General features: G+C 72.5%; 17 protein-coding genes and 1 pseudogene. 9 read left to right on the forward strand and 9 right to left on the reverse strand.

Annotated features, from left to right (window positions below):
• Positions 1–155 precede the first annotated feature (155 nt).
• The gene (locus E1200_RS18625) at positions 156–359 is read left to right on the forward strand and encodes a hypothetical protein (RefSeq protein ID WP_131953316.1); all 204 of its coding nucleotides are present in this window, start codon (positions 156–158) and stop codon (positions 357–359) included.
• Positions 360–515: 156 nt separating this feature from the next.
• Positions 516–1,076, forward strand: a complete 561-nt coding sequence (locus E1200_RS18630) for a dihydrofolate reductase family protein (protein WP_131953317.1) — start codon at positions 516–518, stop codon at positions 1,074–1,076.
• Positions 1,077–1,141: 65 nt separating this feature from the next.
• On the opposite strand, the gene E1200_RS18635 is transcribed toward E1200_RS18630, so the two are convergent.
• Positions 1,142–1,969, reverse strand: a complete 828-nt coding sequence (locus tag E1200_RS18635; protein ID WP_131953326.1) for a helix-turn-helix transcriptional regulator — start codon at positions 1,967–1,969, stop codon at positions 1,142–1,144.
• Positions 1,970–2,363: 394 nt separating this feature from the next.
• Here E1200_RS18635 and E1200_RS18640 point away from each other — a divergent pair, with 394 nt between their 5' ends.
• The 3 genes from E1200_RS18640 to E1200_RS18650 are packed head-to-tail and all read left to right on the forward strand — an operon-like array spanning position 2,364 to position 4,967.
• The gene (locus E1200_RS18640) at positions 2,364–2,714 is read left to right on the forward strand and encodes a YciI family protein (RefSeq protein WP_131953318.1); all 351 of its coding nucleotides are present in this window, start codon (positions 2,364–2,366) and stop codon (positions 2,712–2,714) included.
• Between the two features lie 46 nt (positions 2,715–2,760).
• Positions 2,761–4,029: an RNA polymerase sigma factor gene (locus tag E1200_RS18645; protein ID WP_347813227.1), complete on the forward strand. Its 1,269-nt coding sequence runs from the start codon at positions 2,761–2,763 to the stop codon at positions 4,027–4,029.
• Positions 4,026–4,967 (forward strand): threonine/serine dehydratase, encoded by a 942-nt coding sequence (locus E1200_RS18650; protein WP_131953319.1) that lies wholly within the window; start codon positions 4,026–4,028, stop codon positions 4,965–4,967. The genes E1200_RS18645 and E1200_RS18650 overlap by 4 nt, the downstream gene beginning before the upstream one ends.
• Positions 4,968–5,009: 42 nt before the next feature.
• Here E1200_RS18650 and E1200_RS18655 read toward each other — a convergent pair.
• From E1200_RS18655 to E1200_RS18675, 5 genes and pseudogenes are all read right to left on the reverse strand, one after another.
• Positions 5,010–5,912: pseudogene (locus tag E1200_RS18655) on the reverse strand (RNA polymerase sigma factor); the annotation flags it as partial.
• 264 nt (positions 5,913–6,176) lie between these two features.
• Complete coding sequence (locus E1200_RS18660; RefSeq protein ID WP_131953320.1) at positions 6,177–9,551, reverse strand: pyruvate carboxylase; 3,375 nt, start codon at positions 9,549–9,551, stop codon at positions 6,177–6,179.
• Positions 9,552–9,764: 213 nt separating this feature from the next.
• Complete coding sequence (locus tag E1200_RS18665; protein ID WP_131953321.1) at positions 9,765–10,520, reverse strand: hypothetical protein; 756 nt, start codon at positions 10,518–10,520, stop codon at positions 9,765–9,767.
• Positions 10,517–10,849: a PadR family transcriptional regulator gene (locus E1200_RS18670; RefSeq protein ID WP_131953322.1), complete on the reverse strand. Its 333-nt coding sequence runs from the start codon at positions 10,847–10,849 to the stop codon at positions 10,517–10,519. The genes E1200_RS18665 and E1200_RS18670 overlap by 4 nt, the downstream gene beginning before the upstream one ends.
• A gap of 1 nt (position 10,850) precedes the next feature.
• Positions 10,851–11,588: a CPBP family intramembrane glutamic endopeptidase gene (locus E1200_RS18675; protein WP_131953323.1), complete on the reverse strand. Its 738-nt coding sequence runs from the start codon at positions 11,586–11,588 to the stop codon at positions 10,851–10,853.
• Between the two features lie 206 nt (positions 11,589–11,794).
• On the opposite strand from E1200_RS18675, the gene E1200_RS18680 reads away from it, so the two are divergent.
• The gene (locus E1200_RS18680; RefSeq protein WP_131953324.1) at positions 11,795–11,998 is read left to right on the forward strand and encodes a hypothetical protein; all 204 of its coding nucleotides are present in this window, start codon (positions 11,795–11,797) and stop codon (positions 11,996–11,998) included.
• 73 nt (positions 11,999–12,071) lie between these two features.
• Here the strand turns inward: E1200_RS18680 and E1200_RS18685 are convergent, their stop codons facing one another.
• Entirely contained in the window at positions 12,072–12,725 is a 654-nt protein-coding gene (locus tag E1200_RS18685; RefSeq protein ID WP_243708667.1) for a TetR/AcrR family transcriptional regulator, read from the reverse strand.
• Between the two features lie 217 nt (positions 12,726–12,942).
• On the opposite strand from E1200_RS18685, the gene E1200_RS18690 reads away from it, so the two are divergent.
• A complete protein-coding gene (locus E1200_RS18690; RefSeq protein ID WP_243708668.1) occupies positions 12,943–14,748 on the forward strand; it encodes a serine/threonine-protein kinase in 1,806 nt (601 codons plus the stop codon).
• A 197-nt stretch (positions 14,749–14,945) separates the two neighbouring features.
• Here E1200_RS18690 and E1200_RS18695 read toward each other — a convergent pair whose 3' ends face one another.
• Complete coding sequence (locus E1200_RS18695) at positions 14,946–15,197, reverse strand: DUF397 domain-containing protein (protein ID WP_131953331.1); 252 nt, start codon at positions 15,195–15,197, stop codon at positions 14,946–14,948.
• Positions 15,197–16,063 carry a helix-turn-helix transcriptional regulator gene (locus E1200_RS18700; protein ID WP_243708669.1) on the reverse strand — a complete coding sequence of 289 codons (867 nt, stop codon included), beginning with the start codon at positions 16,061–16,063 and terminating at the stop codon, positions 15,197–15,199. Before E1200_RS18700 ends, E1200_RS18695 begins: the two co-directional genes overlap by 1 nt.
• A gap of 227 nt (positions 16,064–16,290) precedes the next feature.
• On the opposite strand from E1200_RS18700, the gene E1200_RS18705 reads away from it, so the two are divergent.
• The gene (locus E1200_RS18705) at positions 16,291–16,908 is read left to right on the forward strand and encodes an ATP-binding protein (RefSeq protein ID WP_243708670.1); all 618 of its coding nucleotides are present in this window, start codon (positions 16,291–16,293) and stop codon (positions 16,906–16,908) included.
• A 145-nt stretch (positions 16,909–17,053) separates the two neighbouring features.
• A partial coding sequence (locus E1200_RS18710; RefSeq protein WP_131953325.1) for an STAS domain-containing protein occupies positions 17,054–17,369 on the forward strand: 316 nt, incomplete at its 3' end.

Genomic DNA, 17,369 nt, shown 5'->3' on the forward strand with positions numbered 1-17,369 from the left:
CTCCAGCACCCGCTCACGAAGCCACGCGTACTCGGCCCCCTTGGTATCGAGCGTCCCCACCAGCACCACAGTCGCCATGGAAGACGCATTCCCCACCACCCCACCCCGCAACCAGTGACGGCAGCACCGCGGCGTGCGCCCACGGACCCACCGCCGTGCTGTGGGAGCCGCTGGAGATCACGCAGGGCACGCCGGTGATGTTCCCGGAGGAGGGCCCGCATGCGGGCGCCGGGGTCGTCGCACGGATGCGGGAGATCGGCCGGCACATCGAGACCGCGCAGGAGGTCGTCACCGCTCGTCCGGTTCTGGCCGCCGAGGCGGACCTGCTCGGCGAGGCGCTCGGGTCGGTGGTCATGTGACCGCCCTCCGGGCGTTCGATCCGCCAGGGTCTCGTGTCTGGGGAGGGACATCGCGCGGTGCGACGGGGGGCGGCGATCGTAAGAATTCCGTAAACGACCCGGCGCAGGGTGGTTGCATCGAGCCGGAAGGCAAGGATCCGATCCACGGAGGCCGCCATGCGCAAGATCATCAATTCGACGTACGTCTCGCTCGACGGCGTCATCGGGAACCCGCAGAACTGGACCTCGGCCTACTTCCAGGACGAGGCCGCCGCCTACGCCCAGGAGCTCCTGTTCTCCTGCGGCGCGCTGCTCATGGGCCGCCGGACGTACGACGGCTTCGCGCAGGCGTGGCCGGCCATGGAGGAGGCGACCGGCGAGTTCGGCGTCCGGATGAACACCTACCCCCACTACGTCGTGTCCGACACGCTGGAGAAGCCGGGCTGGGGCGACACCACGGTCATCCGGCGGGCGGACGCCCCCGGCGAGATCGCCAAGCTGAAGGAGCAGGACGGCCGCGACATCCTGCAGTACGGCTTCGGCCCGGTGTCGCGGACGCTAGTGGAGCACGGCCTGCTCGACGAGCTGCGCCTGTGGATCCACCCGGTGCTCGTCGGCGAGGACGACCCGGAGGGGCTGCTCCTGCTGCGCGGCTTCTCGGCGTCGTTCGAGCTGGCCGACACCAGGACGTTCAAGAACGGCGTCATCATCGCGACCTACCGCCCCGCCGCGAAGTAGCCGTGCCGCGAGCACCCGGCGGCCGGGCGGGTCCCGCGCAGGATCCGCCCGGCCCTCCGCCGGCCTCAGACCGGTTCGCCGAGGATGTCCGCCAGGATGGCGGGGGTGCGGGTCGGCGGCTCGGCCTGGACGCCGAGGCGGTTCAGCACGTCCCGGTACCGCATGATGTCGGACGTCCGGTCCGGGTAGAGCGCGCCGGTGAGCTGCTCCAGGTAGACGACGTCGGGCAGGTCGGGCTCGGCGAACCGCAGCAGCGTCATCGGGCCGCCCTCGGCCGCGTGGCCGCCGACGGAGAACGGCAGCACCTGGATCGTGATGTTGGGCCGGTGCGCCATCTGGGCGAGGTACCGGATCTGCGCGCGCATCGTCTCGGGGCCGCCGACCACGCGGCGCAGCGCCGCCTCGTCGAGGACCGCCCACAGCTTCAGCGGGTCGGGGCGGTCGAACACGCGGCGCCGCCGCATCCGCAACTCGACCCGCCGCTCGATCTCCTCGGCCGGCGCCTCGGGGTGCCGGGCCGTGAGCAGGGCGCGGGCGTACTCGGCGGTCTGCAGGAGCTCCGGGACCTCCTGCACCTCGTACACGCGGACGACCACCGCCCCCTGCTCAAGCCCCAGGTAGGGCTCGAACCAGCCGGGCACGAGGTCGCCGTACTCCTGCCACCAGCCGGGGACGTTCGCGTACTCGGCAAGTTCCATGAGCGGCTCGCGTCGGTCGGGGTCGGCGACGCCGTAGAGCGTCAGCAGGTCGGCGACGTCGCGCTCCTTGAAGCCGACGCGGCCCAGCTCCATCCGGCTGATCTTGGAGTGCGAGGCGCGGATCTCGTACCCGGCGGCCTCGGTGGAGATCCCGGCCGCCTCGCGGAGGCGGCGCAGCTGCGCGCCGACCAGCATCCGCAGCACGGTCGGGCCGGCGGTCCGGTACTCCTGCGCGGAGACGACGCGGATCGTCCGGTCCGGCGGCTCGCCCGCGCTCACGACCCGCACCCGACGGCATCGGTCACCGGAACTGCCACGGAACGCCTCCTCCGACGCGCAAGAACTTTCCACCCAGAGAAGTTACTCGTAAGTTGCCCACTTGCCCACTGGGGTGAGATGCCAAGTTTGCGGTGCTTCATAGAGCTTTGCCGGATTTGCTCTACCAGCGCGCCTTCCGACCTGGAACGATACGCGCCCCGAAAAAGATCTGGAAGAAGTCGGAAGGGATGTCGATCCGGTCACTCCTTCTTCGACGCGTTGGCGAGAGGGCCGGAGAAGCCGGTCCCCGCGGAACCAGGGAGACGAAACGATGAGGTTTCTGATGATGACGACGGACACCGGCGAGCAGGGCCCGCCCGACGAGACGCTGCAGATGGAGATGGGCAGGTTCATCGAGGAGATGTCCAAGTCCGGCGTGCTGCTGGCGACCGGCGGGCTGGAGCCGGGCGGCACCCGCATCACCTCGTCCGGCGGCAAGGTCACCATCACCGACGGCCCGTTCACCGAGGCCAAGGAGGCCGTCGTCGGCTTCGCGCTGATCGAGACGCGCACCCGCGAGGAGGCGATCGAGCTGTCCAAGCGGTTCTGGCGCATCGTCGGGGACGGCGCGGGCGTCATCAAGCAGGTCTTCGGCCCCGAGGACCCCATGCCGGGAGCCTGAGGGCCGAACTTGCGCGGCGGCCGGTGCGGGTGCTCTCATCGGCGGCGTGGGGGCCTCGGACGTGCACGCGAGCATCGACGCGGTGTGGCGGCTGGAGGCAGCGCGCATCATCGCCGGCCTCGCCCGGATGGTGCACGACATCGGGCTCGCCGAGGAACTCGCGCAGGACGCGCTGGTCGCCGCGCTCGAACAGTGGCCTGAGTCAGGCGTCCCGGACAACCCGGGCGCCTGGCTCATGGCCGTCGGCAAGCGCCGCGCCATCGACCGGATCCGCCGGCAGCGCCGCTACGAGGACAAGCTGGCGGAGGTCGGGCGCGACACCGAGGCGCAGGCCCCGCCGGAGATCGAGGTCCCCGACGAGGAGCACATCGAGGACGACGTCCTCCGCCTGGTGTTCACCGCCTGTCACCCCGTCCTGTCCACGCAGGCCAGGGTCGCGCTGACGCTGCGGATGCTCGGCGGGCTCACCACCGACGAGATCGCCCGCGCGTTCCTCACCTCCGAGCCGACGGTCGCGCAGCGGATCGTCCGCGCAAAGCGGACCCTGTCGGACGCGGGCGTCCCCTTCGAGGTCCCCGAGGGCCCGGACCGCGCCGCCCGGCTGTCCTCGGTGCTGGAGGTCCTCTACCTGATCTTCAACGAGGGCTACGCGGCGACGTCCGGGGACGACTGGGTGCGGGCCGACCTGTGCCAGGAGGCGCTGCGCCTCGGCCGCATCCTCGCCGGGCTCGCGCCGCGGGAGCCCGAGGTGCACGGCCTCGTCGCGCTGATGGAGATCCAGGCGTCCCGCACCGCGGCGCGCACCGGCCCGTCCGGCGAGCCCGTCCCGATCCTCGACCAGGACCGCGGCCGCTGGGACCGCCTCCTCATCCACCGCGGCTTCGCCGCCCTGCTGCGCGCGAAGGCCATCGGCGAGCCGCCCGGCCCGTACGTCCTGCAGGCCGCGATCGCCGCCTGCCACGCGCAGGCGCCCGCGCCCGAGGACACCGACTGGACGCAGATCGCCGCCCTGTACGGCATTCTCGCGAGCGTCGCCCCGTCCCCCGTCGTGGAGCTGAACCGCGCGGTGGCCGTCGGCATGGCGCACGGGCCCGCCGAGGGCCTCGCCATCGCCGACGCGCTGGCGGACGAGCCGTCCCTGCGCGGATACCATCTTCTGCCGAGCGTGCGCGGCGACCTGCTCGCCCGGCTCGGCCGCAAGGACGAGGCCCGCGCGCAGTTCGCCCAGGCCGCGGAGCTCACCCGCAACGCCGCCGAGCGCAAGATCCTGCTGGACCGCGCCGCCAAGGCCGGAGAGGGAGAGGGAACCGAGTGATCGACCGTTCGGACGTCACCGCCGCCGCGGCGCGCGTCGCGGGCCACATCCGCCGGACGCCGCTGCTGGAGGTCGACCCGGCGCCGCTCGCCCCGGCCGCCCGGATGTGGCTGAAGCTCGAACTGACCCAGCACACCGGGTCGTTCAAGCCGCGCGGCGCGTTCAACCACGTGCTGGCCGCCCGGGACGCCGGCCGGCTGCCGGACGCCGGGATCGTCGCCGCGTCCGGCGGCAACGCGGGGCTCGCCTTCGCGTACGCGGCGGTGCGCGCCGGGGTGCCCGCCGAGGTGTTCGTCCCCGAGACGGCGCCCGCGGTGAAGGTCGCCCGGCTGCGCGCGCTCGGCGCCGCGGTCACCCAGGTCGGCACCCGGTTCGCGCAGGCGCAGGAGGCCGCGGCCAAGCGCGTCGCCGACACCGGGGCGCTGGCCTGCCACGCCTACGACCTGCCTGAGGTGTGCGCCGGCCAAGGCACGCTCGGGCTGGAGATCCTGGAGCAGACCGGCGGCGACGTCGACACCGTCCTGGTGGCGATCGGCGGCGGCGGGCTGATGGCGGGCGTAGCCACCGCCCTGGACGGCCACGCCCGCGTCGTCGGCGTCGAGCCCGAGCGCATCCCCACCCTCGAACGGGCCCTCGCCGCGGGGCGCCCGGTCGCCGTGGACGTGTCCGGGGTCGCCGCCGACGCTCTCGGCGCCACCCGGCTCGGCGACATCGCGTTCGCGGTCGCGACCCGGACGGGGGTGCGGCCCGTGCTCGTCACCGAGGAGGCGATCGTCGAGGCGCGCCGGTTCGTCTGGGCCGAGTACCGGCTGGCCATCGAGCACGGGGCCGCGACCGCCATCGCCGCGCTGCGCTCCGGCGCGTACCGTCCCGAGCCGGGCGAGCGCGTCGTGGTCGTCCTGTGCGGCGCGAACACCGACCCGTCCGACCTGGCCTGACCCGGCCGGGGCTGACCCGGCCCGGTCTGACCGGGCGGGCGCTCAGCCGAGCAGGTCGGCGAGGGTCTCCCTGCGGGACGGGTGGCGCAGCTTGTGCATGCCCTTCGACTCGATCTGCCGGATGCGCTCGCGCGTCACCCCGTAGACCTTGCCGACCTCTTCGAGGGTCTTGGGCTCTCCGCCGGCCAGGCCGAACCGCAGCGAGATCACGCCCGCCTCCCGCTCGGTGAGCGTCTCCAGCACCGCGTCGAGGCGTCCGCGCAGCATCGAGGACGCGACGACGTCGGCGGGGTCGCCGCCGTCCGGGTCCTCGATGACGTCGCCGAGCTCGCCGTCGCCGTCCTCGCCGAGCGGGGTGTGCAGGGACAGCGGCTCGCGGGCCTGCCGCCGCAGCCATTCCACCTTCTCGGGCGTGACGTCCAGCTCGACGGCCAGCTCCCGCGAGGTCGGCTCGCGGCCGAGGTCCTGCGCCATCCGCCGCCGCACCCGCGTCATCCGGTTGAGGACCTCGACGACGTGGACGGGGATGCGGATCGTGCGGCTCTGGTCGGCGAGCGCGCGGCTGATCGCCTGCTTGATCCACCAGACGGCGTAGGTGGAGAACTTCAGGCCGCGGCGGTACTCGAACTTCTCGACGGCGCGGATCAGCCCGAGGTTGCCCTCCTGGACGAGGTCGGTCAGCGGGAGGCCGTGGCCCATGTAGCGCTTGGCGAGGGAGACGACGAGGCGGAGGTTGGCCTCGACCATGTGCTCCTTGGCGCGGCGCCCGTCGGCGGCGATCCATTCGAGGTCGGCGCGGTCCTGGAGGCCGAGCTCGTCGCCGAGCCGTTCGAGGCGCTCGCGGGCGAACAGCCCGGCCTCGATGCGCTTGGCCAGCTCCACCTCCTGCTCGGCGGTGAGCAGGGGGGTGCGCCCGATGCGGGAGAGGTAGTCCTTCATCGGGTCGACGAGGTTCACGGTGACGCGGGTGGACGTGCGCGGCGCGTGGCTGGCGTTCAGGATGGTGTCCTTTGCTCGTCCAGGTGCTCGTCCAGGTCCTGGTGCTCGTCCAGGTTTCTGCCCGGGTGCTTCCCCGGCCGGGAGGGAACGGCTCACGCGATCTCGGTACCCGGCCGCGTGGCGCCATAATCCCTCGCGTCCGGCACCTGTCGGTCACCCCCGGCCGGTCACCACGGGGGGCGCCCTCCGGGCGGAGGGCGCCCGATCCGGCTAACCCTGCAGGACCAGCAGGAGGTCGCCCGCCTGGACGGGCGTCGTCTCCGGGACGGCGAGCCGCGCCACGGTCCCGGCGACGGGCGCGGTGATCGCGGCCTCCATCTTCATCGCCTCGATGGTGGCGACGACGTCCCCGGCGGCGACCTCGTCGCCCTTGGCGACCCGCAGCGTCACCGAGCCGTCGAACGGCGCGGCGACGTGGCCGGGGTCGCCGGGGTCGGCGCGCTCGATCGGCGGCGCGTCCGACACGACGGACTTGTCGCGGACGGAGAGCGTCCGGAGCTGGCCGTTCACCGTGCAGATGACCTGCCGGACGCCCGCCTCGTCGACGTCGCCGACCGCCTCCAGTCCGGCCAGGACGCGCACGCCGGGTTCGAGGTCGAACGCGACCTCGTGTCCCGCGCGGAGCCCGTAGAGGAACGGGCCGGTGGGCAGGACGGACAGGTCGCCGTAGGCGGCGCGGGTCTCGCGGAAGTCCTTGGCCGGGCCGGGGAAGAGCAGCCGGTCCAGGGTGTCGCGGACCTCCGGCCCGGACAGGGCCTTCTCCTCCGCTCCGGTGAGGTCGGCGCGGGGCGGCGTGTACCGGCGGCCGGCGAGGGCCTTGGTGCGGAACGGCTCGGGCCAGCCGCCGGGCGGGTCGCCCAGCTCGCCGTTCAGGAACCCGATGACGCTGTCGGGGATGTCGTAGCGGTCGGGGTTTTCGGCGAAGTCGTCCGGGTCGGCGCCCGCGGCGACCAGGTGCAGCGCCAGATCACCGACGACCTTGCTGGACGGGGTGACCTTCACCAGGCGCCCGAGGATCTTGTCGGCCGCCGCGTAGAGGCGCTCGATCTCCTCGAAGCGGTCGCCGAGCCCGAGCGCGACGGCCTGCTGCCGCAGGTTGGACAGCTGACCGCCCGGGATCTCGTGCTCGTAGACGCGGCCGGTCGGCGACGGGAGGCCCATCTCGAACGGCGCGTAGAGCTTGCGGACGGCCTCCCAGTACGGCTCCATGACGGTCAGCGCGTCCAGGTCGATCCCGGTGGCGTGGCCGGTGAAGTCGGTGGCGGCCACGATCGCCTGCAGCGGCGGCTGGCTCGTGGTGCCCGAGAGCGGCGCCGCGGCCCCGTCGACGGCGTCGACACCGGCCTCGATGGCGGCGATGTAGGTGCCGATCTGGCCGCCGGCGGTGTCGTGGGTGTGCAGGTGGACGGGCAGGTCGAACCGCTCGCGGAGGGCCGCGACGAGCGTGCGTGCGGCGGGGGCGCGCAGCAGGCCGGCCATGTCCTTGATGCACAGGATGTGCACCCCGGCCTCCACGAGCTGCTCTGCGAGGTGCAGGTAGTAGTCGAGGGTGTAGAGCCGCTCGTCCGGGGACGACAGGTCGCCCGTGTAGCAGAGGGTCCCCTCTACGAGCGCGTGGGTCTGGAGTGCGGCGTCGATGGCGGGACGCATGCACTCCACGTCGTTGAGGGCGTCGAACACACGGAAGATGTCGACTCCGGTACTGGCCGCTTCCCGGATGAACGCGCGGGCGACCGAATCGGGGTACGGCGTGTAGCCGACGGTGTTGCGGCCCCGCAGGAGCATCTGGATGCACAGGTTCGGAGCGGCCTCACGGATCGCGGCGAGCCTGTCCCAGGGCGATTCGCCGAGGAAGCGGAGCGCGACGTCGTAGGTGGCCCCGCCCCACGCCTCCAGGGAGAGCAGCTCCGGTGTCATGCGGGCGAGGTAGGGCGCGGCGGACAGCAGGTCGTAGGTGCGTACTCGCGTCGCCAGGAGCGACTGGTGCGCGTCCCGGAACGTGGTGTCGGTGACGGCCAAGGCGCTCTGGTTCCGCAGCTGCTCGGCGAACGCGCGCGCGCCGAGGGCCAGGAGCCGGTCGCGGGAGCCCTCCGGGAAGGGGCCGTCCGTGTCCAGTGGCGGAAGCTTGCTCGCGGGGTCCAGGTCGGTGGGCGCGTCACCGTGCGGCCTGTTGACGGTGACGTCCGCCAGGTACCGGACGAGGCGTGTCGCGCGGTCGCCGCTCGACCGGGCCGTGAGCAGCTCGGGATGCTCGGCGATGTAGGCCGTGGTGACGCCGCCCGCGCGGAAGTCGGGCTCGTCCAGCAGGGCCTGCAGGAAGGGGATGTTGGACGCGACGCCCCGGATGCGGAACTCGGCGACGGCCCGCCGCGCCCGCCGCACCGCCTCCTCGAACGTCCGGCCGCGGCAGGTCAGCTTGACCAGCAGCGAGTCGAAGTGCGGGCTGACGATCGCGCCGCCGTAGGCCGTGCCGGTGTCGAGCCGGACGCCCGCGCCGCCCGGCGACCGGTACGCCGAGATCTTGCCGGTGTCGGGGCGGAAGTCGTTGGCGGGGTCCTCGGTGGTGATGCGGCACTGCACGGCGAAGCCGCTGACCGTCACCTCCTCCTGGACGATGCCGAGGTCGGCGAGCGACTCGCCGCCCGCGATGCGCAACTGGCTCTGCACCAGGTCGATGCCGGTGACCTCCTCGGTCACGGTGTGCTCGACCTGGATGCGCGGGTTCATCTCGATGAAGACGTGCTCGCCCCGGTCGTTCACGAGGAACTCCACGGTGCCCGCGTTCTCGTAGCCGACCTCGCGGGCGAACTTGACCGCGTCCTCGCAGAGCCGCCGCGTCACCTCCGGGTCCAGCTCCGGCGCGGGGGCGATCTCCACGACCTTCTGGTGGCGGCGCTGCACCGAGCAGTCGCGCTCGCGCAGGTGGACGACGTTCCCGGTGCCGTCGGCGAGGACCTGCACCTCGATGTGGCGGGGGCGGTCCACCGCCTGCTCCAGGAACACCGCCGGGTCGCCGAACGCGCTCTGCGCTTCGCGGCGCGCCGCGTCCACCGCGGCCTCCAGCTCCGCCCGGTCGTCGACGCGGCGCAGCCCGCGCCCGCCGCCGCCGGCCGCGGCCTTCACGAACAGCGGGAACCCGATCTCGTCGGCCGCCGCGAGCTCCCGGCCCGGCTCGGGCGTCGCCGAGCGCGGCACCGGCAGGCCCGCGCGGCGCGCCGCCGCGACCGCCTCGATCTTGTTGCCGGCGAGGCTCAGCACCGACGACGGCGGCCCGACGAACTTGATCCCGTTGCGCTCGCACGCCTCGGCCAGCTCGGGGCTCTCCGAGAGGAACCCGTAGCCGGGGTAGACGGCGTCGGCGCCGACGCGCAGCGCGGTCTCCACGATCCCGTCCACGTCCAGGTAGGCCCGGACGGGGTGGCCGAGCTCGCCGATCTCGTACGCCTCGTCCGCCTTCTGCCGGTGCAGGGACAGCCGGTCCTCGTGCGCGTACACGGCGACGCTGGCGATGCCCAGCTCGTAGGCGGCGCGGAGTGCGCGCACGGCGATCTCACCGCGGTTGGCGACGAGCAGCTTTCTGATCACGTATCTCTTCTCCCAGGAGACGGCTTCGGGCGCGTCCGCCCGCATCCGATGGCCTCCCGGGCTCGGCGCTGAGCCGCGGCGGTGAGCGGTACCTGGTCGGCGGGCGAACCGATCCTCGGATACCTACCCAGTTGAGCGGCCGGGCGAGCCCCCGGGACCACCCCGAAGTTGTGAACAATGTGACACAACACGCCTCCTGGTGAAAATGGGACGTTATTTCCGCCGTCCGGGCGTTCGGCCAGGCTCCCGGCGGCGGGCGTGCCAGACGCGCCCGGCCGCGAAGGCGGCCGCGATGAGCGCGCCCACCACCAGCCCGGTGAGGAATCCGGAGCGGTTCTCCTCCGGCCCGAGGACGACCCAGGCGGCGCACACGGCCGCCAGGAACGCGACGTAGGCGATGGCGAAGACGTAGAAGCGCCCGCTCCAGAAGTACCGCCTGGCCGGCATCTCGGGCGGGGCGGCCAGCTCCGCTTCGGGGCCGAGGCTGGCGGCCTTGGGGCGCTTGAAGTACTCGAAGGTCACCCAGGAGCCGCACGGTTCCCAGCCGTCCGGCGCGAGCCGCTCGGCGACGGCGCGGCGGCGGCCGGGCAGGACCGATTCGCGCCGGTACTCCCAGCGCTGCGGGTTCGCCGCGTCCCGGCGGCTGACGAACCGGCCGGCGGAGTCGACGCGCTCCACCTCCCAGCCCTCGTCGCCGAAGCGGTCGAGCAGGAGCCGGTCCTGGAAGGCGTCGGCCGTCCACACCCACGTCTCGGCCGCCTCCTCGGGGGCCTCGCCGGGGGTCTCGTCGCGGCCGGTCCTGGCGAGCCTGGCCGCGAACTCCTCGGGCGGGCCGAACTCGACCCGCGGATCCGTTCCGGACTCGGCGACGTAGGCGGCCAGGTCGCCGACGGTGTCCGCGACCTCGTCCTCCGGGACGCCGCCGCCGCGCAGCCGCTCGGCGAGTTCGGCGAAGTAGGCGGCCGTCATCGGCCGGCCCCCTGGGCGAGGACCGCGCGGACGGACTCGTCGAACTCCAGCCACAGGGCACCCTGCTCGGCGAGCGTCATGCGTCCCTCCTCGGTGAGGTGGTAGTAGCGGCGGCCCGGCCCGCGGTCGGCGGCCCGGAACTCGGCCGAGACGAGTCCGGCCTCCTCCAGCCGGTTCAGCACCGGGTAGAGGGTTCCTCCCTTGATCTGCCCGAGGCCCGCCCCGGCGAGCGTCTTGGCGATCTCGTAACCGTAGCTCTCGCCCCTCGTCAGGCTGGCGAGCACCAGCAGGTCGAGGACGCCCTTGAGCCAGCTCGCGCGGCGGTCCACGTCAGCTCACCGCCTTCGCCGCCGGGGTTTCCGGCCGCGCCGTGAACATCGGGACGACCACGAGGGCGAGGACGTCGATGGCGATGTGGACGGCGACGGCCGCCAGGAGGCTGCCGGTCGAGAGGTAGAGGTAGGTCAGCCCGAATCCGGCGGCGGCCACGGGGAACATCCCGCGCCACCCCTGGTACGCGTGCCCGAGGACGAACAGGGCGAGCGCCAGGCCGGCGGCGACCTTCACGTCGAGCCCGAGGACGCCGACACCGACCGCGATGAGGAACCCCCTGTAGACGACCTCCTCGCAGATTCCGGCGGTGACGGCCATGCCCAGCATCCATGCGCGCTCTGTGGGCGTCCGCGGGTGCATCTCCGTGATGGCGCCCTGGAGCGGCTTGCCTCGTCGTGCGTTCCAGCCCAGGAAGAGGCCGGCGAACAGCAGGCCCAGCCCGGCCGCGACCAGGAGGCTGATCGTCGCGGACGGGTCGTCCGGCGGCCTGAGCCCCAGGTCGGCCGCGGCGGTGCCCGGCGAGACCGCCAGAACCGCGACGGCCACCGCCGTGGCCGCCCAGGACAGGGCGATCCAGACGCGGAGCATCCGGGCGAGGGCCGCCGGGTCGCGATCCCGGTCCTGCAGCATGCGGTCGTACGTCCGCTTGCCGACCAGGCCCTCGACCAGCACGTAGCCGATCAGGGGCACGGTCAGGACCAGGCCAAGGGCCGAGAAGTCCGGCGTGATCTCCACGCGTCCACCCTCCGTTCGCCGCGTCCGCCGACCCGTATCGGTGGACGATCTAGAACTTACGGCTATCTAGTTAGATATGCAACCTAGGTAGGGGCGGGTGATCCGGCGACCGAACCCGGCCGTCTTGAAAAAGTGCGGATTACTCGGAATACGAGGGAAAATATTGCAGTTGCAACTAACGTTCCCGACACACACGGAGGCCGGTCTTGCCGAGCAGCATCCCCCGAACCCGCACCAACGCCCACGCGAACGTGAAGACGACGTCGCTGCGCGCCCTCATGGTCGCCGCGCGGCTGGAGCGCGGCCACGCCGACGACGCGCGACGAGGCCACGCCGAGGAGGGTCCGCCGGGCCACGCGAACGGCCGGGCGGAGTGGAGCCCAGAGCGGCGGACGCCCGACCCGGCCTGACCCACGGCCCGCCCCGGCCCTGCCCGGGCGGACGCCGCACAGCCCCCGTGCCCGCCACGGGGGCTTCGTCGTCTCAGGCGCCGCCCGGGTCGTCGGCCACCGCGACGTCGAAAAGGGCGTGGACGGCGGCGCGCGTGCGCTCGGCGCCCACGTTCTCGATCATCGCGGCCAGGTGCTCGGCGCCGAGGACGGCGAGCAGCCCGTGCGCCAGCGCGTCCCCGTCGGAGACGACCTGGTCGAGCAGGATCGTCACGTGCCGGTGCCAGAAGCCGTAGGCGCCGATGCGGTACCGGGCGCCCGGCGAGGCCGTCTCGGACATGCGGACCAGGGACACGTGCTCCAGGACGTAGTCCAGGTAGGCGTCGGCGAACGCGTGCAGGCGCGCGGCGGGCCGGGCGGAGGGCGGGGCGGGCTCGTCCCCGCTCCCCGGCCCGAGCGGGGACGGGCCGGACAGGATCGCGTCCTGGAGTTCGCGCTCGCGCTCGTCCAGCAGCGCCACGGCCAGGCCCGCCTTGTCGCCGAACCGGCGGAAGAGGGTCCCCTTGCCGACGCCCGCGGCGGTGGCGACGGCGTCCATCGAGACCGAATCGACCCCGTGCCGGGCGAACAGCGCGGCGGCCGCCTCCAGGACCTTCACCCGGTTGCGCGCGGCGTCCGCGCGCTCCTTGGGCGGCGGCGTCCGCATCAGCTCCAGGTCGACGCTCCTCCCGGCGGGACCGCGGTCCATCACTGCACGCCCTCTCCACTGCACGAATCGGACTGTAGTCCTGGTAACCGTGGTAGGGCCGTCGACTAGATCAACCGCTCCGCGGAGCACCTACCATCGTGTGTCCATAGTCTTGCGGGGATGCCCGGCGCCTCGCGGGGACTCCGGAGACTTACGGGGATGTCCCGGCGATGAGCCGAGGGCGACGATGCGCCGGAAGTGACGGGGAGCGAGTGGCGTGACGGACAGGACGATGCCGGACGCCCACCCACTGCGGTCGGGCGATCCGACCGAGCTGGGCGGGTACGAGATCCTCGGCCGCCTGGGCGAGGGCGGGCAGGGCGCCGTCTTCCTCGGCCGCCCCGCCGGTGGGGCCGCGTCCCTCACCGCCGAGGACCACGTCGCCATCAAGCTCCTGCACGGCGGCCTCGCCGGGGACGAGTCCGCCCGCGCGCGCTTCGTCCGCGAGCTTGAGGTCGCCAAGCGAGTGGCGCGGTTCTGCACCGCGCAGGTCCTAGACGCGGACGTCGCCGGGGACCAGCCCTACATCGTCAGTGAGTACGTCCCAGGCGTGTCCCTGCACCATGTCGTGCGCACGGAGGGGCCGCGCAAGGGCGGGGCGCTGGAACGGCTCGCCATCAGCACCCTGACGGCGCTCACCGCCATCCATCAGGCCGGGATCGTGCACCGCGACTTCAAACCCCACAACGTGATGATGGGGCCGGACGGCCCACGGGTCATCGACTTCGGGGTGGCGCGCGCGCTGGGCGCGGCGGGCGAGACGCAGAACGTCGGCACCCCCGCCTACATGGCGCCCGAGCACTTCACCGGCGGCGAGGTCAGCCCGGCCTCCGACATGTTCGCCTGGGGCACGACCATGGCGTTCGCCGCCACGGGACGTCCCGCGTTCGGCAACGACGAGATGGGGACGGTCATGCACCGGATCCTGACCGGCGAGCCGGACCTCGGCGACCTGAACGGGCCGATGCGCGAACTCGTCCAGGCGTGCCTGGACAAGGAGCCGGCGCGGCGCCCGACCGCCCGCGAGGCCCAGGAGCGGCTGGTCGGGGGGTCTGCCGCGCCCGTCGTCCAGCCGCCGCCCGCGTTCCCGGGGCTCGCGGCCGACGCCTCGCCGCACCACGCGGGCGCGCCGGGGAGCGCCGCGGAGCCGCACGGCGGTCCGTCCGCGATGGCCGGTGCGGTCCTGCCGCCCGACCGGGCCACGGACGCGTCCGGCACCGGGCACCGCACGGCCCCGCAGCCATCGGTCTTCGGCGAGCCGCCGGGGCACGCCTCACCCCCGCCCGGTCCTCCCGGGGCCGCTCACGGCCGCGGCGCGGGCGGCAGGAAACGCCTGCTCATCCCGATCGCGGCGGCCGTCGCGGTGGCCGCCGTCATCGCGGGCGGCGCCGCCTGGACCGTGACAAGGTCCGGCGACGGCGAGGACGACCGGCGGGTGGCCGCGTCCGGCCAGGACGGCGGCACCCAGGGCGGCGGCACCCAGGGCGGGGCGGAGTCGTCCAGTGGTGCGGCAGGGCAGGCCCAGACCCCGGCGGAGGAGAAACGCCGTCAGGCGGAAAAGCGGCAGAGCCAGAGCCCCGGAATTCCGAACACATCGCAGAAGCCTGGCACGACCCAACAGCCGGGTGGCTCGACGCCCACGAAAGGCACCGGCGGCGGTACGGGCGGGGGCGGCGGTACCCAGCCCGGCAACGAGCGGCCCAACACGTTCACCCCGCAGCAGGTGTGCAACAGCGGCGGCCACGGCGTCGGCTACTACGTCCAGCGCTCCCTGAGCGTCTCCGGCGGCACGGCCTACCTGCTCTACAACAACTCCACCTACAACTGCGCCGTCATGATGAAGACGAAGGACGTGGGCATCGCGTCCCCCGCGTCGGTGTGGATCCAGAAGAAGGGCGGCGGCGCCATCGCCGACAGCGGGCAGTTCGCCTGGTACGCGGGGCCGGTGTACGTGAAGGCGCCCGGTTCGTGCGTCAGGTTCGGCGGCAACGGCCGGTCCGCTCCCTACGGCAACTGCGGCTGACCCGGTCGGGGGAACGGTCGGGGAAAAAGGAAGGCCACCCCCGCGCCCGGGGTGGCCTCTGCTCGATGGCGGACGGGTCGACGTTCGGTGTACCGGAGCCGACCCGCCGCGATCTGAATGCCACCTGTGCCTCGTCCCGGGACTTCGGCGTCCCGGGCGGTCAGGTGGCGGTCGGTTGGCGGTCTTCCTGAGTCGTCTCAGTTGCGGGAGGCGATGAGGTGATCGAAGTCGCCGTCCTTGGCTCCAAGGATCAGCGCCTCGATCTCGGGGCGGGTGTAGATGAGCGCGGGGCCGTCCGGATGACGGGAGTTGCGCATCGCGATCCGCCCGCCCGGCAGTTCGGCGATCTCGACGCAGTTCCCCTGGGAGTTGCTTCGCCGGGACTTCAGCCACCGCGCCCCGTGGAGCTTGGCGGCCGGCATCCCGTTGTCGTAGTAGTTCTGGAGCATCATGTCTCTCTGAGAAGATCACCGAGAAGCTCGACGGTGCGTTCCGGGGTCGCACTGTCGACACAAAGGCGTTCCATCGCCTGCAGATACGTGTCGACGTCGTCTCGCTTGTCCAGGTACATCGCGCCGGTGAGGTTCTCTACGTAAACCACGTCCGGCAGGTCCTGCTCGGGAAAGCGCAGGATCGTGAACGCGCCCCCCTCGGCGGCGTGGCCTCCGAACCGGAACGGCATGACCTGGATGGTGACGTTCGACAGCTTGGACATCTCGATGAGGTGCTCGAACTGGCCCCTCATGACCTCCGGGCCGCCGATGGGACGCTTGAGCGCCCCCTCGTCCACCACCGCCCACAGGCGCGGTGCCTCCGCGCCCGTCAGGCGTTCCTGCCGTTGCATCCGTAGTTCCACGCGCTGGTCGATTTCGTGCTCGGCGGCTCCGGCGTTGCCCAAACGGATCACCGCCCGCGCATACCCCTCCGACTGCAGAAGTCCCGGAATGAACTGCAGTTCATATGTGCGGATCAGTGCCGCCGACTCCTCCAGGCCCACGTAGGTCTGGAACCAGCCGGGCAGTACGTCGTTGTACCGGTGCCACCAACCGGGGGTGTTCGCCTCCCGCGCAAGCTGCAGCAGCGCCTCGCGCTCTGCCTTGTCGCTGACGCCGTAGAGCGAGAGCAGGTCGTCCACGTCTCGTTCTTTGAAGCTGACCCGGCCGAGCTCGAGGCGGCTGATCTTGGACTCCGACGCGCGGATGACGTAGCCGGCGTCCTGACGGGTCACGCCCTTCTGCTCGCGCAGACGGCGAAGCTGCGACCCGAGCAGGATCCGACGCACCGTCGACCCGCTTCCCGGCGTCTCTGGAGTCACGCCCAACCTCCCGGCTATTCGGCGGACAGCGAACCTAGTGTGCCACTGGCCTCAGTGTCCTGCGGTTACCTCCGTTCAGGTCGCATGCATTCGCGTCGCCCCACACCCTCACAACGCGGATGCACGTGCATTGGGCCTTGCATTCGCACGCTACGATGCGCAGGATAACGCACGAGACTTCCGAGCCACGGCTGCACAACGAGATCACTCTGCGGGGTCCGGTTGGAATGACGTCACGCCACGCGCACGACGACACGCGCTGGGAGCTGGGCCCCGTCATGGGGCCGGCCGACCCGCACGACCATGCCGGTTGCTCCATGCCCGTCCCGGAGTCGTCCGACCTGCCGCCACGCTTGGACTCGGCCGTCACGGCGCTGACCGAGCTGCGCGGCCCCACGGTCTCCTTCACGGTCGAGCCCGATCCGGAATCGGTCACCGAGGCCCGCCACTTCGCGATCTCCCGGCTGGCCGAATGGGGCGTGCCGGAACTCGCCGACGACGTGGGCCTGGTCGTCTCGGAACTCGTCACCAACGCACTGCGGCACAGCGGGGGGCCGGCCCGCGGCCGGCCGGGCCTCGGCGTACACCGCGCGGGCGTGTACGACGACCCGGCCGACCCGCTGGGCTCGGCGCCGTCCGCCATCAGGCTCCGGATCGGCCACCAGGCCCCCTGGCTGCTCTGCGGGATCATGGACGCGAGCCGCGCCGCGCCGCGCCGCAAGGAGCCCGACTACATCGCCGAGACGGGACGCGGCCTCCACCTGGTGGAGTCGTTCAGCGTCCGGTGGGGGTGGCGTGCCATCCCCCAGGGCAAGGTCGTGTGGGCCCTGTTCCGGGCTCCCTGACGTTTCCTCTGTGGGGAACGGCCCCGATCCGCCAAGGCGGGCGTAACGCCGCGCCACAGGGGTAGCAAGGGGTTCCCACTAGTCTCACCGAGACAGACGCCCCCCAGGGTGCCGCGACGTGGACGTGCGGCAGAGAGGAGGACCGGTGGACTTCGCCGTCGAGCATCGCGACGAGAAGGGCCTCACGGTCGTGAAGATCAGCGGTGAGATCGACGTCTTCACCAGCCCCCGGCTGCGGGAGGCCCTGCTCGACATCATCGACAACGGCGGCACGCACCTGGTCATCGACCTGGGCGAGGTCACCTTCCTCGACTCCACGGGCCTCGGCGTCCTGGTCGGCATCTACCACCGGCTCCGCGCCCGCGACGGCTCGATGTCGTTCATGGGGGTCAACGACCGGGTCCGGCGTGTCTTCCACGTCACCCAGCTGACGAAGATCTTCGTCCTCCACAACTCCCTGG

It is taken from the genome of Actinomadura sp. GC306 (genome assembly GCF_004348665.1).
In the GTDB taxonomy this organism is placed as follows: domain Bacteria; phylum Actinomycetota; class Actinomycetes; order Streptosporangiales; family Streptosporangiaceae; genus Spirillospora.